Source organism: Calyptranema fuscum S582 (assembly GCF_055793305.1).
The window spans coordinates 1-25,059 of record NZ_JBSLYH010000044.1 but is presented as its reverse complement, the minus strand read 5'-3'; the positions used below and the strand labels follow the sequence as shown (position 1 = coordinate 25,059).

The window sequence follows — 25,059 nt, the reverse complement described above, 5'->3', positions numbered from 1 at the left end:
GCAGGAGTTCCACCCCTACGCCCCGTCCTAACTCTAATGCGTACCGCTATAGTGCGTTGAGACGCTATGTAGAGTACAGTATCTCAACCCATCACTATCCCGGTTTTGAGCGCGTCGCACTATAGTTTTATCGAGAGTTTTATGCTGTGCCAACGGACACTATGCGATCGCTGATTCAGGTGTTTTTCTAACATAAAAACGTAGGCTTTCAGGTTAGAGAGATATCCTTTTTTCAAGCAAACGGGTTAGAGATTCAGACATTGCCTGATCCATTAACTTACGTTTTAATTTTCACTCTCAACGGGACTGAAATTCACGTTTAATTCACCAGATTAATCGGTGCTCCCGTCAGACAAGCCTGGATATTGCGGATTAATTCTGCCCCAAGCCTGACGATCGTCTCTTCGGTGTTATAAGCAATATGAGGCGTTGCCAGCACCTGCCCCAGTTTGACCAGCTCCATAATTTCTGCATTGGGTGCCCCCGTAACGGGTTCATGGTCAAACACATCCAGCGCGGCTCCAGCAATTTGATGGGCTTGCAAAATTTTGAGTAGCGCAGACTGATCGGCGATCGCCCCTCGCGCCGTGTTAATTAGATAGGCTGACGGTTTGAGTAAATGCAACCGACGCTCGTCCAGCAAATGATGGGTTTTGGGAGTCAGTGGCACATGCAAACTCAGAATATCGGCAGTGGCAATCAGATCGTCTAACGCTTCTGATGAGGTTGTTGATGTTGCCCACTTTACCTGCATCCCTAAGGCTCGTGCCAACCGTGCCGTCTCTTGACCAATCGTGCCATAGCCGATCAAACCCAGCGTCTTTCCCTGTAACTCTGTCCCCAAATATTGAACTGGTGTCCATTCGCCCAACTGAAGTGCCCGATTGGCAGGCAAAATCTGCCGGGTGACCGCAATCATCACCCCAATCGTATATTCCGCCACTGCCAGGGCATTGTGAGTCGGGCAATTGATCACTCGAATGCCTGCGGCTGTTGCCGCTTTGACATCAATCTGGTCATAGCCCACCGCTAACGCCACAATATATTTCAAATTGGGCGACTGCTGCATCACTGCTGCCGTAATATCGACCCAGCTCACCCCAATCAGCTCTGCCCCAGCAATCCGACGAATCGTTTCTGCTTCACTATCCTGCGTATCGTCGTAGAAAGTGACGTCTCCCAGCTGGCGAATGCGAGTTTTGTCGTCTTCCAGCAGATCGGCGTAGTCAGGAAACACGATTTTCATAAGTAATTCTAAGGCGATGAACTGCTGGTGACATATTGTAAAATGCCACGGGCGATCGCCTGTGCCATCAAATAACGATATTCGGCATCAGACAACCGTTGAGCATCTTCGGCACCCGTCACAAACCCAACTTCTACCAAAACAGCGGGCATTGTAGTGTGCCGTAAGACATAAAATCGGGCTTGCCGCACTCTGCGATCGGGAACACCCGATGCACTCAACACACTCGCATGAATCGTTTCGGCTAACCGCAGACTAGAAGATGAATAGTAGTAAGTTTCTAACCCATTAACATCTGGACGGCTGAGATTAATGGCATTGGCGTGAATGCTAACAAACAGGTTAGCTCTGGCACGACTTGCCGTTTGTACCCGCTGGTCTAACGTCAGCGTGCGATTGTCAGAACGGGTTAACACGACTTGTGCCCCTTGCTGCTCTAGCAATTCAGCAACCTGAAAGGCGATCGGATTGACCACATCTACTTCGCGCAGGCGGTTAATGCCAATCGCCCCCGGATCGTTGCCTCCATGACCAGGGTCAATCACGATCACAATCTGACGATCGCCAACAGAGGGTAATGCGATCGCTGACACAGAATCACCCGATGTCCAACCCACCACAGGACTCGTGGTGCCTGCCGGTAAGAGGGGCAACGCAATCGATTGATTGTCGGGCTGAACAACTCTGCCGATGTGAATCCCAGCCGCAGGTTTCACCAAAATCACCACAGTATCGGGGTCTGCCTGCCGCAACCGAATTTGCAAGAAGGGACTATTTTCAGGAGGTTGGGGGGCGATCGCCGATGGCGTTAAGCGGGCATGGGGAATGGTGATTTGATAATCTGCGGTGGCTCGATCCCAGCCATTGCTGAATGTGATCGGCTGATCGGCAGTAATGATCAGCTGATTACCCTCTGCCGACCAACTCAGCGATTGAATCTGTGCCCGTTGGCGAGGGCTATCGGTGGTTGGTTCAGAAGAGGTTTGAGCGGTCAGTATAGCGGGGACGGAGGCGATCGCCATGATCGATGCAGCGGTGCGATCGCCTGCCATACAAAAATCGGTCAACTGAGCCAATGAACCGGACTGAGCCAATGCACTGGGCGAAGTATCTTGCGATACACAAGTCTGTTTGACCTGGGCTTGAGTTGGGGAAACTCCTAAAAGAACAACAGAAACACCAAAACTAGCGGATAGGAAGCGACACCAACCCAAATTTAATCTCCTTCAGTAAATCAAAAACAGGATACTGCTGTCTCAGACCTGATCAGTCCGGGCGTTGAACAGCAGATCCGGTGTAAAACTCCCTTCCACCGAGAAACTATCGGCAGAAACGGTTGTTCTCGTTACGGTCAACGCAAACCTGGGAATACTGAAATTTAGTTGTTGGATGAGATCACCTTGTACCCTGGTAGAAATACCAGGGTTTTTTATATCAGTCAAGCTTGATTTGACCTAAAAACTTCAGGGCAACACTTAAAGGGACTTTGCTCAGACAGGCGACGCAAAACCGATTGCCCTCAAACATCAGCCCGAAAAAGCCCAACGGCGATCGCCTTCAGCCGAGATTGTTCACAACTCCACACGCCCGAACAATCGGCACCCCATCAACCGCGATTTTGCCGCCGTTCCCTTTAGAATTCCACAGCCTTCCCACAGTTCGGCGCATTCCTGATTTGTAAGCAAACGGTAGCATTCATCAAATTTTAGATTACGAAATCTAAACATTTTTGTTTTTCGTCTGCGCTACCCGATCGATCAATCCGCCGATCAGTGTAACAGAAACCTACCATTTTCAAGACTTCTGTTCATCGATTTCTGACTTTTCCAGACGTTGTCCCACATGAAACAATTCTTAACTTATCACTTTCTTTTCCCCACCTGTTCCACATAGTTTCCACAGGAGTATCGAAGTTTTCCACAGGCAGCTTCGCGTTTTCCACAACCGGCAACGGGGGGATAAAGGTTAGCGGATGGATCTGGGGAATTTGCCACCTACGACAAATTTAATGAGAAGAGCCAGGTTTTTGTAACGGATTGTAACGGGGATCGCATTCAAAAGCTGATTCATTCGTAAATCTGGTTTTTGTATGAAATTCGCTCTCCCATTTTTTCAAGTTGACAACCCCACCCCCTCCTGACGCACAATGATGCGACCCACCTAACCAATCCAGATCGACTTGAGGTCACTCAGAACTTGTCCAAACCATTTCGACAACGCTCTGGGCACCAATAGGGTCTGATTTGTCCTGTTTATTTCTACGTCAGGCGATCGCCTGTCTGAGAGTTCAAATGCAGCACCTATCCGCACCGTGATTGGAAACGTTAGCGTATTGCGCCCATTGGCACGAACCGTTAACGCTCCGGATAGAGGCTCTAAGATGTCTAATTTTGTTCACCTAATGCCTTATAGAGGTTCCTATGAACGCAACCGTCAGCATCCTGGCAGAAATTCCAGAGGAACTGCATGAATCACTTCAGGTCTACTTAGATTCTCATCCTGATTGGGATCAAGACCGTGTATTCTGCGCTGCTTTGTCCCTTTTTCTTTTGCAAAATGGATGTAGTGAGACGCCAGATTCATCCCGCAGCTACCGCAGAGCCGCGAGAGTGTATCTCGATACTCTGTTTAAACACGCTGTTTAGTCATTCCGTCCTCTGCTCTATGCCTGACATGACTCAAGTCGATAGAATAAAGTCTGCATAGCAGATGTATCTGAACGTTGTTTTGGCACCATCTTTAAGCTTTTATCCCAGGACAATTTCAGATAGATCTGGTAGGAGACGTAGGATCTAGACCATGTCTTATCTTTGGTTCAAAGCATTTCACATTATCGGGGTTGTAGTCTGGTTTGCTGGCTTGTTCTACCTGGTGCGTCTATTTGTCTATCACGTGGAAGCAAATGAACAGCCAGAGCCTGCTCGCTCTATTCTCCAGCAGCAGTATCAAATCATGGAGAAACGGCTATACAACCTGATTACAACACCAGGTATGGTATTGACCGTCTCTATGGCGATCGCCCTTCTTATCGTTGCTCCAGACTTACTCAAAAACACCTGGCTGCACATTAAGCTAGCCTTTGTTGCCGCCACCATTGCCTACCACTTTTACTGTGGTCGCCTAATGAAACAGATGGCAAAGGGGCAATTTACCTGGAATGGGCAACAAATGCGATGGCTCAACGAAGCACCCACCGTGCTTTTAGTCATCATCGTCTTGCTAGTTGTATTTAAAGGCAGCTTGCCAACTGACATCACGGCTTGGGCAATTTTGGCAATGATTATAGCGATGGCAGCCACCATTCAGCTCTATGCCAAAAAACGTCGCTTAGATAAAGAGAAGATGGCAACCCTAACCTCTTCTATGGCAGCCAGTCATGAGGCAAGTGTTAGTGAACCTGCTACTAAAGCTTCCACCTGAAAGCCATCGCTAATACTCTCTAAATAACAATTAAATAACAGCGAAGTGGCATCCTCCAGAGGATGCCACTTCGCTGTTTACGCCTGAAAAGCAGATGATATAGCGGTATGCACGTTCGTTAAGTCCAGAAACGATGTTGTGGGGCGCGAAGCGCCCCACAACATCGTCCTGATGAACCATGCGATCGCTTTAGCCGTCCTAAGTGAACCTGTCATTTTTTTGGAGAGAGCGACGGCGAAGCCATCGCTCTCTCCAAAAAAATGACAGGTTCATTTATCTGAGACCTTAAGGCACGATCAAAACTGGGCAAGGAGATAAGTTGATGACTCGATTGGTCACGCTTTCGGCGACCCCTTCCTCCGTCAAACCCAGACCTCGGCAACCCATAATAATCAGGTCTGCCCCAATTTCATCTGCCACATCACAAATGACAAATGCCGGTTTACCCTGTCGTTCGATCGCTTCAGCCGTAATTCCCTGGGTATCAAAAAGCTGTTTAGCACTTTGCAAGAGTTCGGCGATCGCCTCTGGCGAAGCCATCTCTGCCGCTGCTGGCTCACCCTCTTCTGAAGATTCCACAACCGACAGGAGAAACAACCGACTGCCTAACGTCTTGACTAAATTTGCCACCATATCAGCTGCCTCACGAGATTCACGGCTCTCGTCCAACGGAAATAAGACAGTCTTAAACATAATGCGCCTCTCTGATGTCTAGCTCTTGAGCACGATCACTCAACATACTTTATAGTTCTTAGCTCTCTACTACAATTTTCTCAAAAGCTGAGCACCCAGATACTAACCGTTAATGATCCCCAACGCTTTACAATACTAAATAGGTAAAAAGACTCATTTAGGGGGTTAACGCGGTGGCAAAAAAAGCTTTAGCCAGCTTAACGGAATCAGATCTATCAGGGAAGCGAGTTTTAGTACGGGTTGATTTCAATGTGCCTTTAGACGACAAGGGTAACATCACTGACGACACCCGCATTCGAGCGGCTTTACCCACCATTCAATATCTAACATCCAAGGGTGCAAAAGTCATTTTAACCAGCCACTTTGGTCGCCCCAAAGGGAAGGTAAATGAATCGATGCGTTTGACGCCAGTCGCCAATCGTCTTTCTGAGCAACTCGGTCAATCTGTGATCAAGTGCAACGATTGCATCGGTGATGAGGTTGCCAATGCCGTTGCTGGAATGAAAAACGGCGATGTTGCCTTGCTCGAAAACGTCCGTTTCTATGCGGAAGAAGAAGCAAACGATCCGGAATTTGCCAAAAAACTGGCATCTGTTGCCGATCTGTATGTCAACGATGCCTTTGGTACGGCACACCGGGCGCATGCCTCTACCGAAGGGGTAACCCACTTCCTCAAGCCGTCTGTAGCTGGCTTTTTGATCGAAAAAGAACTGCAATATTTACAAAATGCCATTGAAAATCCCCAACGACCCCTGGCGGCGATCGTGGGTGGATCGAAAGTCTCTAGTAAAATTGGGGTCATCGAAACCCTGCTCGAAAAAGTAGACAAACTTTTAATCGGCGGCGGCATGATCTTTACCTTCTACAAAGCCAGAGGCTTAAATGTGGGTAAATCTCTGGTCGAAGAAGACAAGCTAGAACTAGCAAAGATGCTAGAAATCAAGGCAAAAGAGAAAGGTGTTGACTTACTCTTGCCCACCGATGTAGTGGTCGCCGACAACTTTTCCCCAGATGCCAACGCTCAAACCGTTAGCATCAACAATATTCCAGATGGCTGGATGGGTCTAGACATCGGTCCTGACTCTGTAAAAGTCTTCCAGGCAGCCCTGGAACAGTGCAAGAGCGCCATTTGGAACGGGCCAATGGGCGTATTTGAGTTCGATAAATTTGCCGCCGGGACGGAAGCGATCGCCCACACGCTGGCAGATTTAACGGGCAAAGGCGTCATCACCATCATCGGGGGTGGAGACTCCGTGGCAGCCGTCGAAAAAGTCGGTGTCGCTGAAAAAATGAGCCACATTTCCACAGGGGGTGGCGCAAGTCTTGAGCTGCTCGAAGGCAAAGAATTGCCAGGAATTGCGGCTCTTGACGATGCCTAATTTTGATCACAGCTAAGTCAGCCTAACAAAGGGGGAGCAATGCTCCCCCTTTGTTAGGCTGCCAAGCAAAAAGGTTTATGGCGTGGGCTTCGCCCACGCCATAAACCTTTTTATGTATCGTATTCAGGTTCTACCCCTGGATCCCGTCCAAACCCCGGTGCGTAGCGCCAGGAAGAAGTCCACTTTCGACTCAAAACAGATTTGAGTTTAAATCTAGACTTCCGGACTTCCCTTTGACTATACTGAGAAGTTGCGACTTTTAATATTTGGTATATGAGTGCCCAGGAAATCATCCGCTCTATTGAAGCGGAGCAAATGAAGCAAGATTTGCCCATCATCCATGTGGGCGACACCGTCAAGTTTGGCGTAGTCATTCAAGAAGGTGGTAAAGAACGGGTACAGCCCTACGAAGGCACAGTCATTGCCAAAGGTGGCTCCGGGATTAACCAAACCGTGACTGTACGCCGCATTTTCCAGGGAGTCGGCGTTGAGCGAGTCTTCTTGCTCCATTCTCCCCGCATTGCCAGTATCCAGATTATCCGTCGAGGTAAAGCTCGTCGAGCCAAGCTGTACTACTTGCGCGATCGCATTGGTAAGGCAACTCGCCTCAAACAGCGTTTTGATCGGGCAATCTAAACAATGTAGTCACGCTTCAAAATCTCTTCGAGTCTTCACACGTTGAGGCAAAGCGCGATAAAACACTATATTGTTAAGAGCTAAGGGGAATTGCCAACTACCTGCTAGACTAGGAAAGGCATTCCAATCAAAACAGCTCAGGTCATGCGCTCTTAGTTCAGTTGGTAGAACGCAGGTCTCCAAAACCTGATGTCGGGGGTTCGAGTCCTCCAGGGCGCGCTCGATTTTTCGTAATTTCAGACATCCTGGTACTAAATAAATTGATGGGGCAGGGGTATTGTGGCAAATAAAGACGAAGCTACAAAGGACGAAGCTCCGAAAAAAGAGGTAGCTAAAAAGAATGACTCAGCCACACAAGAAACCCAAGGGGGGTTCAGCGTTGTTGAGTTTGCCAAAGGAACGAGAGAAGAGCTTGATAAAGTCGTTTGGCCTAGCCGTCAGCAACTCATCAGTGAATCTATCGCCGTTATCTTAATGGTCAGCTTATCTGCCTCAATCATTTATTTGGTTGATAAATTGTTTAGTTGGGCTTCTCACCAAATTTTTTGACCATGCTTGCCTCAGAAGATTCAGAAAACTTTTTGCCATCTGACGAAGACGATGCCATTCCGGCAACGTCCGCCAGATGGTATGCCGTTCAGGTTGCTTCTGGTTGCGAGAACCGCGTGAAGCTCAACTTATTGCAGCGCATCGAAACATTGGATGTCGTCGATCGCATTTTGCAAATTGAGATTCCTCAAACCCCGATTCTGAAGCAGCAAAAAGGAAGTAAGCCTAAAGAATCAGCGGAGAAAGTCTTTCCTGGCTATGTGCTCATTCGCATGGTTATGGACGATGAAAGTTGGCAGGTCGTCAAAAACACGCCGAACGTCATCAACTTTGTTGGAGCAGAACAAAAGCGTCGGTATGGTAGAGGTCGAGGACACGTTAAGCCTGTTCCCCTCGGGGCTTCAGAGGTCGAACGTATCTTCAAGCAAGCGCAAGAACAAAAACCTGTCGTCAAGGTTGATATGGCTGCTGGCGACAAGATTCTAGTTCTATCGGGACCATTCAAAGACTTTGAGGGCGAGGTCATTGAAGTTAGCCCTGAACGCAGTAAGCTGAAAGCCTTACTATCGATCTTTGGTCGAGACACGCCCGTCGAATTGGAATTTAATCAGGTTCAGAAACAGAGTTAGTCATTCAATGGCAAAGAAAGTAGTTGCAATTATTAAGTTGGCACTTCAAGCAGGCAAGGCAAACCCTGCTCCGCCGGTTGGTCCTGCACTGGGTCAGCATGGTGTCAACATCATGATGTTCTGCAAAGAATACAACGCAAGAACAGCTGAAAAAGTTGGATTTGTTATCCCGGTTGAAATTTCTGTCTATGAAGATCGGAGTTTCACATTTGTCCTAAAAACACCTCCGGCATCTGTCTTAATTCAAAAGGCAGCCGGAATTGAGCGAGGCTCAGGCGAACCCAACAAGAAAAAGGTGGGTTCGATTACTAGAGCGCAGTTGCGTGAAATTGCAGAAACAAAAATGCCTGACCTTAACGCCAATGATGTTGAGGCAGCGATGAATATTATCGAAGGAACAGCCCGTAACATGGGTGTTACGGTTACAAGCTAGTTTCCCACAAGAATTTTTTAGACCTTTATTGGGGGAGAGATTGCTATCTCGCCATTACCCCAGGAGAAGCATAAACCATGTCTGGAAAAGTATCTCGTCGATTGCAAGAGTTGCAAAAGAAAGTAGAAGATCGCGCTTACGAACCATTAGAAGCGCTGAGCCTACTCAAAGAAACGGCAACTGCCAAGTTCCCTGAATCTGCTGAAGCGCATATTCGCTTGGGAATTGATCCCAAATATAGCGACCAACAGTTGCGGACAACGGTGGCTCTGCCAAAGGGAACAGGTCAGTTAGTACGGGTGGCAGTCATTGCTAGAGGTGAAAAAGTTACGGAAGCCTCTAACTCAGGTGCAGATATCTCTGGCTCCGAAGAATTGATTGACGAAATCCAAAAAGGCATGATGGATTTCGATGTGTTGATTGCAACCCCCGACATGATGCCACAGGTTGCTAAGTTAGGACGTCTCTTAGGTCCTCGCGGCTTGATGCCGTCTCCGAAGGGTGGAACTGTTACCTTTGATGTGGCACAAGCGATCGCAGAATTCAAAGCAGGTAAATTAGAATTCCGTGCCGATCGAACCGGGATCGTCCATGTTATGTTTGGGAAGGCTGCATTTTCTGTGGAAGATTTGTTAGTCAACCTCAAAGCATTGCAAGAAACCATTGACCGCAACCGTCCATCTGGGGCTAAAGGTCGTTACTGGCGCACGATCTATGTCGCGTCCACAATGGGACCTTCTATCCAGGTAGATATCAACGCTCTGCGTGACATGAAAGCAGGTGAAACGGCTTAGGTTTCGGTGATTCTGCATTATCCAATTTTTTCAAGGATTAGAGCTGTATAGACATTTTGTTCAACTGAATAGCCAAGCCAAAGACAGCAGGTGCTGAGACGCTTAATTTCCTGCCGAGGTTTGTAAGCATAGATACCAACCAAAAACTGCATTGGGCAGACGTTGGATTTTGCTTGTAACCTCGGGCTTATGTCCGAGGTTTTTTAATCAGTTGAATAATAAAGTTTGGCAAATTCTATACCCGACTACAAGGAGGTGAGACAAGAATGGGTAGAACGCTAAAGGGCAAGCAAGAGATTGTTACTGAGCTTAAGCAAAGCTTGAGTCAGTCTCAGATGACGATTGTCATCGACTACAAAGGATTGTCAGTGGCTGAGATTACCGATCTGCGTAATCGTCTTCGTCCATCAGGAACAGAGTGCAAGGTCACGAAAAATACCTTGATGAAGATCGCGATTCAAGACGATGCCAATTGGCAAAATCTGTCCGATTTATGCAAAGAATCTTCCGCATTTTTGCTGATTAAAGACGATATTGGCGGCGCAATCAAGGCATATCAAGACTTCCAGAAGGTGTCCAAAAAGACCGTCATTCGTGGCGGTGTCATGGAAGGACGCCAATTGACCGAGGCAGATGTCAAGGCTATTGGAGATTTACCATCCAAGGAACAGCTGATTGCTCAAATTGCTGGAGCGATCAACGCTGTGACTGCCAAGGTTGCAACTGGAATCAACGAAGTTCCGGCATCGTTGGCTCGTGCTTTGCAAGCTGTTGCAGACAAAGAGCAAGACGACAAAGCTGCATAAGCTTTGCCAAATTAGCTTTTCCAGCATTGATTGTGAAGAAAAGCTTGCCACTCGTAAGTGAGAGTTCGCGCATCGCGACCCCACTTGATTACTGACCATACATTGCTGACACAATTACAGGAGTTCAATCCATGTCTGCTGCAACTGATGATATTTTGGAAAAGCTCAAATCGATTACTTTGCTAGAAGCGGCTGAACTAGTCAAGCAAATCGAAGAGGCATTTGGTGTAACCGCTGCGGCTCCTGCGGGCGGGATGATGATGATGGCAGCTCCGGGTGCAGCTGCTCCGGCTGAGGAAGTTGAAGAGCAAACTGAATTTGACGTGATTTTGGAAGAAGTTCCAGCTGATAAGAAGATCGCCGTGCTTAAAGCAGTGCGTGAATTGACTGGGCTAGGTCTGAAAGAAGCTAAAGAATTGGTCGAATCTACACCTAAAGCCGTCAAAGAAGCGATCGCTAAAGAAGCTGCCGAAGAAGCTAAGAAAGCCCTCGAAGCCGCTGGTGGCAAAGTAGCCATCAAGTAATTTGCGTCTTAAGGTTGAGCCGAATCCTGCAAATTGCGGTTCAAAGCGATTCTGTAGCAATTGAATGGTTAATTAGGACGAGATCTGTATCCCGTCCTCACCAGCCCTTCGGTTGCGACAAATAACGTTCATCTACAAGAAAGGGGGCACAATGTGCCCCCTTTCTTGTGCCCAATATAGCGACTGATACCAATTTAATTAGCGATCGCACCAGATACAGTAGGGACGCATCGCCATGCGTCCTTACACTAGATTGATGTGCCGTGCAATCTGTTTAAATTGGTAGACAATTTCCGTCAGCATTAGCGTAAAGGCTGCGACTCACTCAGCAATCGAATGTAATGGTGAAAAAGCAGCACGGAGTGCCGCTTTTTCACCATTACATTCGCGAAACTCACCTGGCGTTACCTCATAGGAAAGGGATTGTTTGGGTGAATAAACCCACCATTTGGGGTTCGGTTCCACCGACTGTGACATTTTGTTTGGACTGTTAAAGTATTAACTAAAGCAACAGAAACACTTGTTATCAGCTGTTTGAGTGAGGTTCCAATCGTGAACAATACATCTAATCAGGTTTCCGAATTGTTTGGAGGTGATGCTGAATCAGCCAACAAGCTGTGGCAGTACGTGCAGTCCATGCCTCCCGAAACGATCGCACACCTTTCAAATCCGGGGTCAAAAGAAGTTTTTCAGGTCATTGAGCGAAATATTATCGGAATGCTGGGTGCGTTGCCATCTGACAACTTCAATGTCATGATTACAACCAGCCGCGAAAATTTAGGTCGTTTGTTGGCATCGGCAATGGTCAGCGGTTACTTCTTGCGGAATGCGGAGCAGCGGATGAATTTTGAGACTTCTTTGCAAGCGGTTAATGCGGCTGCTCAAGACGGTGAGTAAAGACAATGAGTAAGTGACGACGAGTAAGCGTTGAAGTCCAAATTGAAGTCTAAGTCATTATTGCGGGATAAAAGCTCGGCAGGTCAGCCTCTTGATCTGCCGAGTTCTGTTGTAGGGGAATTGCGCCGGAGCTTATTGAATTGGTATGGGAAATCAGGCCGAGATTTACCCTGGAGGCAGAGCCGTGATCCATATCACATATGGGTTTCAGAAATTATGCTGCAACAAACCCAGGTCAAAACCGTCATTCCATATTACGAACGCTGGCTAACCCAATTTCCCACCATTGCAGCCCTGGCAGCAGCCGATCAGCAGCAAGTTCTCAAGGCATGGCAAGGGCTGGGTTATTATGCCAGAGCGCGCAATTTACATCGAGCTGCACAGGCGATCGCACAGCAGCATCAAGGATACTTTCCCACGGAATTCGCACAAGTTTTAAGCTTACCGGGAATTGGTCAAACCACCGCAGGTGGCATTCTCAGTGCCGCATTTAACCAACCATGGGCGATTTTAGATGGTAATGTAAAACGGGTACTGGCACGCGTCTTGGGGTTAACTATCCCACCCAACAAAGCACTGAAATACCTCTGGAACTGCTCAACAGCGCTGGTTGATCCGATTAATCCGCGCGATTTTAACCAGGCATTAATGGATCTGGGTGCCACCCTTTGTACGCCCAAAAACCCCGACTGTCTTGCCTGCCCCTGGATTACACAGTGTCGCGCTTACACGTTGAAGATGCAAAACGAACTCCCTATCTCTGAAAGCCGTCTGCCCATCCCCCACAAACACATTGGGGTCGCTGTGATCTGGAACGATCGCCAGCAGATTTTGATCGATCGACGTCGTCAAGAAGGTCTATTGGGCGGGCTTTGGGAATTTCCCGGAGGCAAAATTGAACCCGGAGAAACGGTTGAAGAGTGCATTCGACGAGAAATTCAAGAAGAATTAGGCATCGAAATTGAGGTGGGCGATCGCCTGACTACCGTTGACCATGCCTACAGCCATTTTCGAGTGACCCTCAACGTCTATCACTGCCGACATCTCAGTGGCGAACCCCAACCTTTAGAATGCGATGAAGTCCGTTGGGTGACGCCAGACGATTTAGAGCAATATCCCTTTCCTAAAGCAAATATAGAAATTATCGAAGCTTTGAAACAAGCTGGTAAACCTGCAACCTTCCAAGGATAGTAGATTTAGTAAAACCCAATTCTTTTTGAGGGAGCGACGGCGGAGCCGTCGCTCCCTCAAAAAGAATTACAGGTTATTTAATTTGTGATCCTAATAGTCAAATTCCTGGGGTTCTGTTTTAAAAGTTGCTTTTTCGTGCGCTTCGCGCACGAAAAAACAACTTTCTTAGCGAGTTTTAAAACATGCCTTAAAATCTTGTGCCTCAAGAGGTTTGTGTTTGAGCGCACGGCGTTGCCGTGCGCTCAAACACAAACCGTTACAACATGGCAGTCTTGTACCCCGAAGATTAAAAAACTTGTTTTTCCATCACTAATTGCCTGCCAGGACAGCTATCTTAGGTTTGGTTCGCTACAGTTTTATCTGGCTCCACCATGTTGTTTGATCTTTCTAACCTGCCCTATTGGATTCTTTTAGGAGCAGGCATATTGCTTTTCCTGTTCATTGTTATTTCGGGGACAGGCGATGACGATATAGATATCGATACGGATGCGGATGTGGATGTGGATGCGGATGTCCATCACACACCGCTTCATATAGACACGGAGGTCGATGGAGACGGAGGTTTTAGCTTTGCTTCGCTACTGGGATGGTTTGGTGTCGGCAAAGCTCCGCTGTTGCTACTCATTGCCATGGATCTAAGCCTTTGGGGGTTGCTGGGCTGGGGTCTAAATGTAGCGATCGCAGATACCTTGGGCAGCCTTGTGAGCGGCATTTTGACAGGTTTCATTTTTCTCGGATCGATGGTGCTGGCATTTATTATTGGCGGACAAATTTCCCGTCCCATTGGTCAACTGTTTGCGGCGTTTGGCGAAGACGCTAGTGCCGATCGCTTAGTAGGCTGCCTGGGTACCGTTAGCACCGGCAAAATTCCGCTTTTAAGTGAGGGAAAAATTGGTCAGGTTGATGTTCTTGATCCGGCAAAAAATTTGGTTACAGTAAATGCCGTTTTACCCAATTGGGCAGTTGTAGTTCCACAAAGAGGTGAAAAGGTTTTAGTAATTGAACGATCCAATTCAATCTACTGCGTTGTCGTCAAAGATAGTACTGATCAAGACAATTGGTTTACAAATTCATCGCGATTAAAAGATTCTCGCTAGGTATCTGACTTATGTTATTTTGGCTGACATTCATTCAATCCTTACCGGCTATTTCAACTCAAGACATCGATAACTTTGATGCGATCGCATCTGCCATCCATCATTCCCAAAATGACTCTACAGAACCCATCGTTTTAGCCCAATCTCCTCCACAACATCCGTTAAATTCAACCTCTTCAATTGCCACATTACCTCCGGCTGGGCAACTCAATAGCCTCACCTTTAGTGCAGCAGCCGTTGTCGGATTTGTCATTTTTATTCTCATTACCCTGTGGTCACTCAGTCGGCTATATGTGATCACCCCCAACAACGAAGCCTTCGTTCATACAGGAGGATTATTTTCAAAGCGCAAGAAAGTTATTTTGAACGGTGGCTGCGTTGTTATTCCCGCTTTTCATGAATTAACTCGTGTCCCTTTACGAGAGATTTCAATTGATGTAGAACGCACAGGCAAACTAGCGGTTCGCACGCAGGATTATTTGCGAGCAGATATGCGAGTGACGTTTTATGTCTGCATTAATGCCTCTGAAGAAGATGTATTGACAGCTGCCGCGCGGCTATCTCAGGGCAATCGAATTACCCCTGATGATATTAAGAATGCTCTAGAAAAACGGGCAGATGATGCCATTCGGGCAGCTGCAAAAACTAAGAGTTTGGCAGAAATTGATTCCGACAAATTAGGGTTTGCTCAAGAAGTTTTGAATCTGATGCAACCCGACCTAGCCAAAGTGGGATTGACGTTGAACAATATCGCCATTTCTGAAATTCAAGAAAGCGATACCTACGATGAAAATAATTTCTTCGATGCTCAAGGGGTGCGGTTAAGAACAGAGACCATTCAGCGTTCGATTCAACAAAAACGGGAAGTAGAATTGACCACACAAGTGGCAATTGAGCAGAAAGAATTAGATGCCGAAAAGCGAACGCTGCAAATTCAGCAAGAAACAGAAAGCGCTCGACTCGAACAACAACTCCAGGTCGAGGGTTTGAAAGCTCAGAAAGAACGCGAAATTCAAGAAGCTAAAGATCGGGAAGCGGCGACCACTCAGCGAACCAAAATTTTGCAAGAAAAATCGGTTGCCGAAGAAGAAATTCGCAGAAAACTGTCGCTTCAGCAAAGCCAAATCGATGCCGATATTGCCCTGGAAGAACGCAATAAACAGTTAAAAGTGGCACAGGCATTGCAACAGCAAGATGCTGAAGTCGCTGAGATTACGCGACAGAAGACCGTTGAATCTAATCGCTTAGAATCGCAGGTGCAGGTGGCAGAGTCGGAGCGGTTGGCTAGGATTGCTCAAGAAAATGTGGCGATCGCCATTGCCGGAAAACGCAAAGAAAGCTTTGAGGCAGAAGCACAACGCGCCAGGGCAGAAGCCTCAGTAGCAACGGCTACAGAGATCGAGGTGGCAGAACGGCAACGACAATTAACCGTGATTGCTGCCCAACGAGAAGCCGAAGAACGTCGGATTGCTGACCAAAACGTGGTTGAAATCGATGTGTTCCGTCGGCGTCGGCAAGCCGAAATTGCCAAGCAAGCCGCTGAGCTAGAAGCCGAAGCGATTCAAACCCTGGCTCAGGCAAATCGCCTTAAGGCGATCGCAGAAGCCGAAGGGATAGAAGCCCAAATGCGAGCCAACAATCTCATTAGCGATGCCAACTTAACGGCTGAAGTGATTAAAACCATTTGGCCCGACCTATCGGCAAAACTGCCCGAAGTTTTGCAAGCACTCGCTCCCCAACCCGGCGTTTTGGGAGATGCCCGGATTTATTCATTTCCAGGTGCCAATGGCAACGGTAGCAACGGTGCCCAAGATATCAGCAAATTGTTGCTCTCGACCAGTGGTTTGTCCTTGATCAATACCTTGCTGGATGAAGGAAAATTGGGCACTATTTTGAATCAGATTAGCCAGCTGATGAAAAAAGATAATTCTGCGACCGTTGAAATTATCAAAGAAGAAGGCTCAGATTCAGTTTAGACCCCATCGATTGAAGAAACTGGAGTTTTCCTGCTGGGAAAACTCCAGTTCCTCCATTCCAGGATGTGTATTTTAGGAGCCATGATGGGAAACTGCGATACAATTTCTCAAAAAACATGAAATAAATCGAATCGCTCTTCTATGATCGGGCTAATATACCGGGATATCGATATGCTCTGAGAATGCAGTCTTCCTGATTTATGCAGCGTTCAAGACTCATTCTCCCAGTGAGTCTAACCATGCAGGAGCAGGCAAGCCATGACATCGCTTGACATTGCACAAATCATTGGTATCGCCATATTAATTGGGCTGAATATTCGACAGAACCAATTGCACAATAAACAACGTCAGCAATTAAACGCTCGGCTTGATGAAATTTTTAATTTAGTTAGATATCGATTACCCGCAGCTCAAAAAGTCATTCATCAGACGAATAAAGCAGAACAAGAGATAGAATCTGGACTGTTAAATCGGCTGGAAGAACTGACGACTGAAATTAAACATCTAAAGTTTGAATCCGGTCAAACTCTAGCAGACGATTCATTATCTAATTCCGCAGGATCTCAGTCATTAGAATTAACAGAACGAACCAAACGAGAGATTTCTCAGGTATTATTACCAACGCTTGCCGCAGATTCTTTAATCAGAGATGATGCTCTACCAAAAGATGAAAACTTACCGAAAGCTGCCAGTTGGTTAATTAATCGAGGGATTACGATCAGAAGTTATCGTCAACCCGCTGCGGAAGATAAAATTCTCGATGAAATTGCCACATTTTTAGGCGATCGCTTTGAACATCTATCAAAGTTTTATAACCGTCTCAAACGCAACATATCGGACGGCAACAGCTTCAGCCTTAACCTATCCGGAAAAGATCCAAAAGAGATCAACGATATTACGAGTTTTGGTAATCGGCTCGATAAATATGCATTAGTGCCCTGTAAATATAACAAAGAAACAAAAGTTATTCGAGTGACACCATTGCGAGATGGCAAGGTTAATAATTTCTTGACAGGTGATTGGTTCGAACGCTTTGTTTATCTTAAAATTAGTGCTTTATTTACTCAATTAAAACTGGATTATAGCTATCTAGCAAACTCAAGGATCATTCTCCCAAATGAAAATGATTTTGAAATTGATATCTTTTTCTTAATTGATCAACAACCGCTCTGGATCGAATGTAAAACAGGCGATTACAACAGACATGTTCTGAAATATAGTTCTATTCGTAGAATTCTTAGTATTCCAAAACAGCGATCGCTTTTGGTGATCTTAGGACTACCCAACGAGTTAACCAATGAACTTACCGATCTACACGACATTACGGTTTCCAATCAAGGTAATTTTCTAGACAAAGTTCGAGAGGCTTTAGGACTTTCAGACAATGAACTGACGTCAGATGCTCTGCAAATATCTCCTAATCAAATTAATAACCTGTCAGCATTTTTAAATAAATCTGGCTTGCGTCCGTTGCCAGAATATCGCCTCCCTGTGATTACAGCGCTCATCGAATTAATTGATGCGCAGGCACAACCCACTCCCCTAGCTGATATCAAAGAGATCTTGGCAGAGCGACTTGCCCTACCCAAAAGTCCAGTCCAAGATGTTCTCGCAGCTCTAGTTCGCAGTCAATGTTTGCTCGATGAAAATGGCGAGATCGCCCTATCGTTTAGAATTCCTATCTCAGATTTGATCTCCTCAGATCCGCAGGCGGTAGAGCTTAAATGCGTTGAAAGCTATGCAGCCACAATTTTGCGGGTTGAACCCAACTATTTTGATACCTCGCAACATATTAACGAATTTGAACAGGCAGTCGGAGCCAAGCCACCCAATCCAGAAAAGATTGAAGAGTTAAAACAGGATTACAGTGCGATCGCCCGAACAATTCTCAATCAAACTTAAAGCTTGAGATTTCAAAAACTGGTTTTTAGATTCTATTTCTGCATCGCCTGCCCGAGAAACGCTAAAAGTCGAGCTAACACTTAATTGCTAAAACCTTTGCCCTCTTCTCTCTCAACTAGGAGAAGAGGGTTATTTGACGTCGCGGATTTGAGTTACCGCACTTCGCGATTGGGTATGTTTAGTTTTTTGTTGTGTGTCTTGCTCTGCGCGGCACACAACAAAAAACCGTGGCTTAAGAATTGAAAATTGTTGCAAGCAATGATTCATTTTGTCTGGAAGTTAGGAATCCGGCAAAAAAATATTGTAGTTTTCGGAAAATTTAACCGAATGCAGTCGGTTATTTTGGTCGTCACAATTAGCCCGGTTGATCGTTAATCCTCAAGGTTGACCGGGAAGTCTTTAAAGAAGAGTTGTAATTGCCCCAGAGGTGTCTTGTGCTGCAACTGTTTTCATTGCTTGGTCCCCTTGGCATGGTCGGTACGGTATTTTGGGTTTGGATGCTCTACGACTGCATTCAAAATGAGCGCGATCGCCAGACCTGGCTATGGCTTTTGATCTTTCTCAACGTCATTGGGGCTTTTCTCTACTTCATCAGTCGTTGGCTGCCCCGCGCTCAGTTCCCCCTCCCTGCTTTCTTCAGACGCTGGACTCGGCAAGATGACCTGTGGCAAGCAGAAGCAGCGGCTCGAAATATTGGCAAAGCCCATCAGTATGTGCAGTTGGGCAATATTTTGTATGACATGGGCGATCGCATTAAAGCAGCAGAGGCATACACTCAGGCATTAAACCGCGAACCAGACAACGTCCAGGCACTTTGGGGCAATGCCTGCATTGCACTCGATCAAAAGAAATTTAGCGATGCCCAACCTTATTTAAAAGAATTGGTACGGGTAAGACCTGATTTTATGTATGGCGATCCATCACTGACTTACGGACGTGTGCTGTTTCAAATGGGCGTTTTAGATGCTGCCAAGGCACATTTAGAACAACATCTGAAATCATGGACACATCCAGAAGCCTATATGCTGTTGGCAAAAATTGAACAGCGTCAGGGCAATATGCACCAGGCTCGCGAAGTACTGGAAACAATGATTATCAAAATTAAGAGTTCGACCCCTTATCACTTCCGCAGAAATCGAAGCTTTGTTCGTGAAGGCGAAAAGATGCTGAAAGCATTGGCACGATAACTTGCCCAATGTGAAAGGTCAGACGTTTAGGATTGTGGATTGAATAAGATCGAATATTGAATCGTCTGGAGGGGCGAACGGCCGTTCGCCCGTACAATACATCACCGGAGTTATTTAATTCCCATTCCTTAGCGACTCTCCTTTCACGTTGCTTAAAACGCTTGAATCCATTCCATGACTTCGTATTCCGTCCAAATCCCATTTTGCCAATAGGGATCGGCTTCGACCAGTTGCCGAACAGAAGCTTCATCAGCAGCTTCATAAACACCAAACACTTTGGTCAGGTCTTGCGTAGGTCCCAGGGTGACCAGAGCACCTGATTGCTTGAGTTGCGCTAAGCGATCGAGATGGGCTTGGCGAAAGGGTGCCCGTTTCTCTAAAACGTTGTCGCAGTAACTTCCCCACAACACATATTTTGGCATCAGTTCATTTCCTTAACTCAATCTAAATCGACGTCAGAAGGTTTCCCTACAGGGAAACCTTCTGACGTTCATGGGAACAAGATTTAACTTCTGAGTGCGACAGAGAATTTTTCTTCCAGCGCTTCTCTAACTTTTTGGTGAATCGGTTCGACATCTTCTTCGGTCAGGGTGCGATCGCCTGCCCGATACACGAGTCGCAATGCCAGACTGCGCTTGCCCGTCGGTACATTCTCTCCGCGATACTCATCAAAGAGTTCGACCGATTCTAACAACGTTCCCCCCGCTTTTCTAATCGCCCGTTCAATTTCTGCAACCGAAAACTGAACCGGGACAAAAAAGGCAATATCTCGATCGGAGGACGGATAGGACGAATAAGCCTTGAACACAGGCACCAGGGCTTCATCCTGATCCATATGATTGAGCAACACATCAACACTCAGTTCAAAGGCATAGACTTCATCGGGCAACCCCCGTTCTCGACGCACTTGCGGGTGGAGTTGTCCTAAGGTACCCAGGCGATCGCCCTGAATCCAAAGTGAAGCAGTGCGTCCGGGATGAAGTAAAGGATCGCGTCGATCTGGCTGAAACTCAACCCCCACACCCAAGCGACGAAAGACACTTTCCAAAATTCCTTTTGCCTCAAACCAGCTCATTGGCTGCTCTCGACCGCTATTGAGCCATCGCCCATAGCGATTATCACCCCCCATAATGCCAGCAACCCGATCGGCTTCTCCCAACCCATCTTGGTCACGACCAAAGACACGCCCGATCTCAAAGGCATTGAGGGAACCGTTGCCCTGCTCCAGGTTGTATTGGAACGAGTCAATTAACCCGGGAATCAAAGCCGTCCGCAGTGCAGAATACTCGGTGAACAGAGGATTCGTCAAAACTACTTGAGTTTCAGTGCCCAATTGTTTGACCAACGAATAGTTCATCACTTCCGTCAGACCGACTGCCCGCAGGGCACTGTGGATTTTTCGCGTTAGCAACTGATCAATCGATAGGTAGCCCAGTTCAGACTTACTCGGCAAGGTATCGCAAAACTTGTTGTAGCCATACAAACGGGCAATCTCTTCGATCAGATCAATTTCCCGTTCTAAATCACGGTAACGATAAGGTGGCGGCACCACCGACCAAACCTGCCCTGCCGTCACCGGGGTCAGCTGACATCCCAACGCAGTCAACGTGCGTTCAATATCTGCTGCCTGTAGCTCAGTGACTTCAATCTCTTCATCGTCTTGAGCCAGTTGCCCGGTGGCAGCGCCATTGAGTTGTACAGGTCCTAAAACCTGATTGACTCGTTCAAGACGGAGTTCAATCGTGCGGGTTGCGATCGCTCTGTCGGGTCGAGCATCGGCGATCGCTTGGGTGGTCACGGTTCCACCCGCCAATTCGGTCAGCAATTGAAGTGCCCGACGACAGGCGATCGCCAACTCAGCCTGGTTGACCCCGCGTTCATAACGAGCTGACGCTTCTGTGCGTAAGCCTTGAGTGCGCGCCGAGCGCCGAATCGCAACCGAGTCAAAGATCGCAGCTTCTAATAGCAAATTTTGAGTTTCTGAATGAACTTCCGTGCTTTCACCTCCCATGACCCCTGCAAGCGCCACAGGTTTGTCATTCGCCGTAATCAGCAGGGTTTGTTCTTGCAAAGTCCGCTGTTGGCTATCCAGAGTCGTGAGGGTTTCGCCAGAGTAAGCAAAACGAACTCCAATATCGAGATTTGAGTGTTCGGCAACCGTCTGTAAGCGATCGCGATCAAAGGCATGAAGCGGCTGCCCCCATTCCAACAAGATGTAATTGGTAATATCAACCACGTTATTGATCGGGCGGGTACCCGCCGCTTGCAATCGACGTTGCAGCCATACCGGAGACGGGGCAATCTTGACATGGTTGACCAGGGTACCAATGTAAATGGGGCAGGCTCCTGTTTCACGAATCGAGATGGCAAGGTCGGCACCCTCTAAATCCACCGCCATCTCTTCAATCGTCGGGAGTTTCAACGTTGCTCCGGTGAGGGCAGCCACCTCACGGGCAATCCCAACCATACTCAAGGCATCTGCCCGGTTCGCAGTCGATGTCAAATCCAAAATGACATCATCTAATCCCAGCAGGGGGCGCGCATCGGCACCCACTTCTAAGGTGTCATTTGGGAAAATATGAATTCCTTCAGACTCTTTTGCTAGACCAACCTCTGCCAATGAGCAAATCATGCCTTCAGACGGCACACTGCGCAATTTTCGGGGTTGAATGGTAATATCCACCGTCGGCAGATAGGTGCCTAACGTTGCCACGGGTACATAAATATCGGCTCTAACGTTACTCGCTCCACAGACGATGTTGGATGGCGTTGCTGCACCAATATCCACCTGGCAAACGCTCAGCTTGTCGGCATTGGGATGGCGATCGCAGCTCAACACCTTCCCAACCACCACACCATTTGCCCAGGTGCGGCGATCTTCAATGTCTTCTACTTCAAACCCTGCCATTGTCAAAGTATCCGCCAGTTCTTCTGGCGTCAGGGTCAGGTCTACCAGTTCCCGCAACCAGTTGAGAGAAATACGCATTTACTTACTCTTTCCTCGGTACAGTCTTTAACTCGTTTTGTGTTAGTAACGTTTGCAGGGTTTAGCACTTCAAAACATAAATTTTTCAGCGTTCGTAGGGGGTGAAACCCCTCAACCCAAGGTTTCAAAATAGATAATTTACAACACTAATGTCTGCTTTATAAAATTAATTTTTCTGAATGTTCTACGTCTAAAAAACATAAGCCTGTCAAACCACCCTCAATCACTACCCCCATCCTGCAAAAAATCTGGTCAAGGGTTAAGACACTCTCTATCTTAAGGGTGGATGAGGGGCTTCAGCAGACAGCTGAGATCCATTAGATTTGTAAAGAGATCGGATAATAGGTCAGGAATCTTCTGTAATTATCCCCTACTGCCTTGCAAAACGAGTATTACCCCCGTCAAGTCCTACACCCCACCTCACTCCAATTCAAGCGGTGTCATGCTGGGGTAAAACCTTTGTAAAACGTTCTTCTGCAACTCCGCTGTGTTCTATTTCCTGGTATGAATCAGGTATGAATCAATGGCAAGAATCCAGGTTAAGTGAAAACACTCTAAGCCTAATGGCTGATAAATTGGGGTTCAGAAATGTCAGGGCTTGCAGTCTACACTCCTGCTCATAGGTTTGATTGCTGCACTACCAAATTGATGGCTGAATCGGGAGCAGAAATAACTCAGTAAAGATACGTAGAGCATCTGATTGATCACCACTCAATGCTAAGATCCGCTCCAATCTTGTTTAGCCATGCCGGATTCCAATACGTTGTTTTGATAAAGGAAAATAGAGATTCACGATAAATCTATGGGTTTTAATCCAGACTTCAAGCAAAATAGAAATAGCTTTAGCAACTCTTTAAGAGATTTCTCGAAGAATTGGCGCTTTCCAACCCTTTTGTTGGAAAGATAATAGAGAAGAAGGGTGTCGAATATTTAAGATTGAATGAGAGACACCGCGCGGTTAATCAAGCGAGTAATGCCGAATGAGCTATTGCTTAAACCCAGCGTGCCCTAACCCTGAAAATTTAACCCACACAGAGCTCTGTCAGGCGTGTGGGTCTAAATTGCTACTGCGCGATCGCTATCGGGTCATCCAGGCGCTTGGGCATGGTGGGTTTGGGGCTACATTTTTGGCACAAGACGAATCTCTCCCCGGCAGCCCCTATTGTGTAATTAAACAACTGCGCCCGGCTGCCTCCTCGCCCCATGTTCTACAAATGGCGCGAGATTTATTTAAGCGAGAAGCTAAGACGTTAGGTAAAATCGGCAACCATCCTCAGGTACCCCGACTGCTCGATTATTTCGAAGCCAACCAAGAATTTTATCTGGTCCAGGAATACATCAGTGGGTTTACCCTGCAACAAGAGGTTAAACGAGCGGGTCCCTTCAGTGAGGCAGGGGTTAAGCAATTTTTAAGTGAAGTATTGCCCATGTTGCAATACATTCATTCCCAGCAGGTCATCCATCGAGATATCAAACCCGCCAACCTCATTCGTCGTTCGCAAGACAAAAAACTAGTCCTCATCGACTTTGGTGCCGTCAAAGACCAGGTGAACCCAGTCCGCGCCGGGGCTACCGAGCAAACCGCACTCACTGCCTACGCAATCGGCACTCCGGGCTATGCGCCCCCCGAACAAATGGCAATGCGTCCGGTCTATGCCAGTGATATCTATGCGCTAGGGGTCACCTGCATTTATTTACTGACCGGAAAATCTCCAAAAGATCTAGACTACGACCCTGCTAATGGCGAAATGCTCTGGCAAGATCAGGTGCATGTCAGTGAGCACTTTGCCACCGTCCTGAGAAAAATGTTGGAAGTCTCGGTTCGGCATCGCTATCAAAACGCTGGAGAGGTGTTACGAGCACTCGACTTGGAACCCTATCTGGATAGCCTGGAACAGAGCATGGTGTCGAAATCCAATCGCCCGCCAAAGAAACCTGTCGCGGGCGGTGGTTTCATTCCCAATTCTGATAATTCAATTGACTTAGGCGACGCCACATCCCCCTCTTCTCCGTCTGCCCGCATGGCAGCGGCGATTCGTGCCCGCAATGCCAAGGCTGGTATGTCTGATTCTACGGGCATTCAAACTAGCATCTCTCGTAAGCGATCGCCGACTTACCCCGGATCCGTTCCTGCTAGCACAGAACGTGGCAGCAACTCTGCGGGCGGTGAAGCTGTTGTCACTCGCAAACTATCTGCCGATGAGCTATTAGCTGCTTACGGAAAAGGCAAACGAGATTTTACCTCTCACGAGCTGAGTGCGTTGAATTTATCGAAAGTCAATCTCTCCGGTGCCAATTTCCACCAATCCAAGTTACGAAAGACCAACTTTCAAAACGCGAACCTCTTCAGTGCCGACTTTGGACGCGCCAGCCTCACCCAAGCCAGCTTAAAAAATGCAAATTTGGCACGGGCATATTTGAGCCACTCCGATTTACAAGGCGCAGACCTGCGTGGAGCAGACTTAAGCTATGCCTATCTCAGCCATGCCAATTTGAGAGGTGCCAATCTTTGCGGAGCTGATTTGACCGGCGCAAAGGTGACAGATGACCAATTAGCGATGGCTCGGACAAATTGGGCTACGGTTCATCCCAGTGGCAAGCGAGGCTTGTGGTAAAGCAATATAGACATTGCCTAATATCAGAATGAATTCGAGCGTGAAACCTGCGGTTTCACGTTCGAATTCATTCCCAAAATCAGCAACGTCGCCTCACGA

At 47.3% G+C, this 25,059-nt stretch carries 22 protein-coding genes, 1 tRNA gene and 1 other annotated feature; of the genes, 18 read left to right on the top strand and 5 right to left on the bottom strand.

The window, feature by feature from the left end; genetic code table 11:
* Nucleotides 1–319 precede the first annotated feature (319 nt).
* Together ACR6Z4_RS24345 and ACR6Z4_RS24340 are read right to left on the bottom strand one after the other, a co-directional pair.
* Entirely contained in the window at nt 320–1,246 is a 927-nt protein-coding gene (locus ACR6Z4_RS24345; protein WP_479719930.1) for a 2-hydroxyacid dehydrogenase, read from the bottom strand.
* Nucleotides 1,247–1,254: 8 nt separating this feature from the next.
* A complete protein-coding gene (locus tag ACR6Z4_RS24340; RefSeq protein ID WP_479719929.1) occupies nt 1,255–2,460 on the bottom strand; it encodes an N-acetylmuramoyl-L-alanine amidase family protein in 1,206 nt (401 codons plus the stop codon).
* A 1,206-nt stretch (nt 2,461–3,666) separates the two neighbouring features.
* On the opposite strand from ACR6Z4_RS24340, the gene ACR6Z4_RS24335 reads away from it, so the two are divergent.
* On the top strand, nt 3,667–3,891 hold the full coding sequence (locus tag ACR6Z4_RS24335; RefSeq protein WP_479719928.1) for a DUF2811 domain-containing protein: 225 nt from the start codon (nt 3,667–3,669) through the stop codon (nt 3,889–3,891).
* Nucleotides 3,892–4,045: 154 nt separating this feature from the next.
* Entirely contained in the window at nt 4,046–4,666 is a 621-nt protein-coding gene (hemJ, locus tag ACR6Z4_RS24330; RefSeq protein ID WP_479719927.1) for a protoporphyrinogen oxidase HemJ, read from the top strand.
* Nucleotides 4,667–4,951: 285 nt separating this feature from the next.
* On the opposite strand, the gene ACR6Z4_RS24325 is transcribed toward hemJ, so the two are convergent.
* Nucleotides 4,952–5,359 (bottom strand): universal stress protein, encoded by a 408-nt coding sequence (locus ACR6Z4_RS24325; RefSeq protein WP_479719926.1) that lies wholly within the window; start codon nt 5,357–5,359, stop codon nt 4,952–4,954.
* A gap of 173 nt (nt 5,360–5,532) precedes the next feature.
* Between ACR6Z4_RS24325 and ACR6Z4_RS24320 the strand changes: the two genes are divergently transcribed.
* From ACR6Z4_RS24320 to ACR6Z4_RS24250, 15 genes are all read left to right on the top strand, one after another.
* Nucleotides 5,533–6,738 carry a phosphoglycerate kinase gene (locus ACR6Z4_RS24320; protein ID WP_479719925.1) on the top strand — a complete coding sequence of 402 codons (1,206 nt, stop codon included), beginning with the start codon at nt 5,533–5,535 and terminating at the stop codon, nt 6,736–6,738.
* A gap of 273 nt (nt 6,739–7,011) precedes the next feature.
* The gene (gene rplS, locus ACR6Z4_RS24315; RefSeq protein ID WP_479719924.1) at nt 7,012–7,374 is read left to right on the top strand and encodes a 50S ribosomal protein L19; all 363 of its coding nucleotides are present in this window, start codon (nt 7,012–7,014) and stop codon (nt 7,372–7,374) included.
* A gap of 146 nt (nt 7,375–7,520) precedes the next feature.
* Nucleotides 7,521–7,593, top strand: a tRNA-Trp gene (locus ACR6Z4_RS24310).
* Nucleotides 7,594–7,653: 60 nt separating this feature from the next.
* Nucleotides 7,654–7,923, top strand: coding sequence for a preprotein translocase subunit SecE (secE, locus tag ACR6Z4_RS24305; RefSeq protein WP_479719923.1), 270 nt, complete (start codon nt 7,654–7,656; stop codon nt 7,921–7,923).
* A 2-nt stretch (nt 7,924–7,925) separates the two neighbouring features.
* Nucleotides 7,926–8,552, top strand: a complete 627-nt coding sequence (gene nusG / locus ACR6Z4_RS24300; protein ID WP_479719922.1) for a transcription termination/antitermination protein NusG — start codon at nt 7,926–7,928, stop codon at nt 8,550–8,552.
* 7 nt (nt 8,553–8,559) lie between these two features.
* Nucleotides 8,560–8,985, top strand: a complete 426-nt coding sequence (gene rplK, locus ACR6Z4_RS24295) for a 50S ribosomal protein L11 (protein ID WP_479719921.1) — start codon at nt 8,560–8,562, stop codon at nt 8,983–8,985.
* Between the two features lie 77 nt (nt 8,986–9,062).
* Entirely contained in the window at nt 9,063–9,779 is a 717-nt protein-coding gene (gene rplA / locus ACR6Z4_RS24290) for a 50S ribosomal protein L1 (protein ID WP_479719920.1), read from the top strand.
* A gap of 59 nt (nt 9,780–9,838) precedes the next feature.
* Nucleotides 9,839–9,994: a sequence feature (ribosomal protein L10 leader region), on the top strand.
* 51 nt (nt 9,995–10,045) lie between these two features.
* Nucleotides 10,046–10,585, top strand: a complete 540-nt coding sequence (gene rplJ, locus ACR6Z4_RS24285) for a 50S ribosomal protein L10 (protein ID WP_479719919.1) — start codon at nt 10,046–10,048, stop codon at nt 10,583–10,585.
* Between the two features lie 131 nt (nt 10,586–10,716).
* The gene (gene rplL, locus ACR6Z4_RS24280) at nt 10,717–11,109 is read left to right on the top strand and encodes a 50S ribosomal protein L7/L12 (protein WP_479719918.1); all 393 of its coding nucleotides are present in this window, start codon (nt 10,717–10,719) and stop codon (nt 11,107–11,109) included.
* Between the two features lie 552 nt (nt 11,110–11,661).
* Complete coding sequence (locus ACR6Z4_RS24275; RefSeq protein ID WP_479719917.1) at nt 11,662–12,006, top strand: DUF760 domain-containing protein; 345 nt, start codon at nt 11,662–11,664, stop codon at nt 12,004–12,006.
* A 60-nt stretch (nt 12,007–12,066) separates the two neighbouring features.
* Nucleotides 12,067–13,197, top strand: coding sequence for an A/G-specific adenine glycosylase (gene mutY / locus ACR6Z4_RS24270; RefSeq protein ID WP_479719953.1), 1,131 nt, complete (start codon nt 12,067–12,069; stop codon nt 13,195–13,197).
* A 371-nt stretch (nt 13,198–13,568) separates the two neighbouring features.
* Nucleotides 13,569–14,294 carry a DUF1449 domain-containing protein gene (locus ACR6Z4_RS24265; protein WP_479719916.1) on the top strand — a complete coding sequence of 242 codons (726 nt, stop codon included), beginning with the start codon at nt 13,569–13,571 and terminating at the stop codon, nt 14,292–14,294.
* A gap of 11 nt (nt 14,295–14,305) precedes the next feature.
* The gene (locus ACR6Z4_RS24260; RefSeq protein WP_479719915.1) at nt 14,306–16,270 is read left to right on the top strand and encodes an SPFH domain-containing protein; all 1,965 of its coding nucleotides are present in this window, start codon (nt 14,306–14,308) and stop codon (nt 16,268–16,270) included.
* A gap of 258 nt (nt 16,271–16,528) precedes the next feature.
* The gene (locus ACR6Z4_RS24255; RefSeq protein ID WP_479719914.1) at nt 16,529–18,172 is read left to right on the top strand and encodes a hypothetical protein; all 1,644 of its coding nucleotides are present in this window, start codon (nt 16,529–16,531) and stop codon (nt 18,170–18,172) included.
* A 434-nt stretch (nt 18,173–18,606) separates the two neighbouring features.
* Complete coding sequence (locus tag ACR6Z4_RS24250; protein WP_479719913.1) at nt 18,607–19,359, top strand: tetratricopeptide repeat protein; 753 nt, start codon at nt 18,607–18,609, stop codon at nt 19,357–19,359.
* Nucleotides 19,360–19,511: 152 nt separating this feature from the next.
* Here ACR6Z4_RS24250 and ACR6Z4_RS24245 read toward each other — a convergent pair whose 3' ends face one another.
* Together ACR6Z4_RS24245 and pheT are read right to left on the bottom strand one after the other, a co-directional pair.
* Complete coding sequence (locus tag ACR6Z4_RS24245; RefSeq protein ID WP_479719912.1) at nt 19,512–19,781, bottom strand: YciI family protein; 270 nt, start codon at nt 19,779–19,781, stop codon at nt 19,512–19,514.
* Between the two features lie 83 nt (nt 19,782–19,864).
* Nucleotides 19,865–22,345: a phenylalanine--tRNA ligase subunit beta gene (gene pheT, locus ACR6Z4_RS24240; protein ID WP_479719911.1), complete on the bottom strand. Its 2,481-nt coding sequence runs from the start codon at nt 22,343–22,345 to the stop codon at nt 19,865–19,867.
* Nucleotides 22,346–23,325: 980 nt separating this feature from the next.
* On the opposite strand from pheT, the gene ACR6Z4_RS24235 reads away from it, so the two are divergent.
* Entirely contained in the window at nt 23,326–24,960 is a 1,635-nt protein-coding gene (locus ACR6Z4_RS24235) for a protein kinase domain-containing protein (protein WP_479719910.1), read from the top strand.
* Nucleotides 24,961–25,059: the final 99 nt, after the last annotated feature.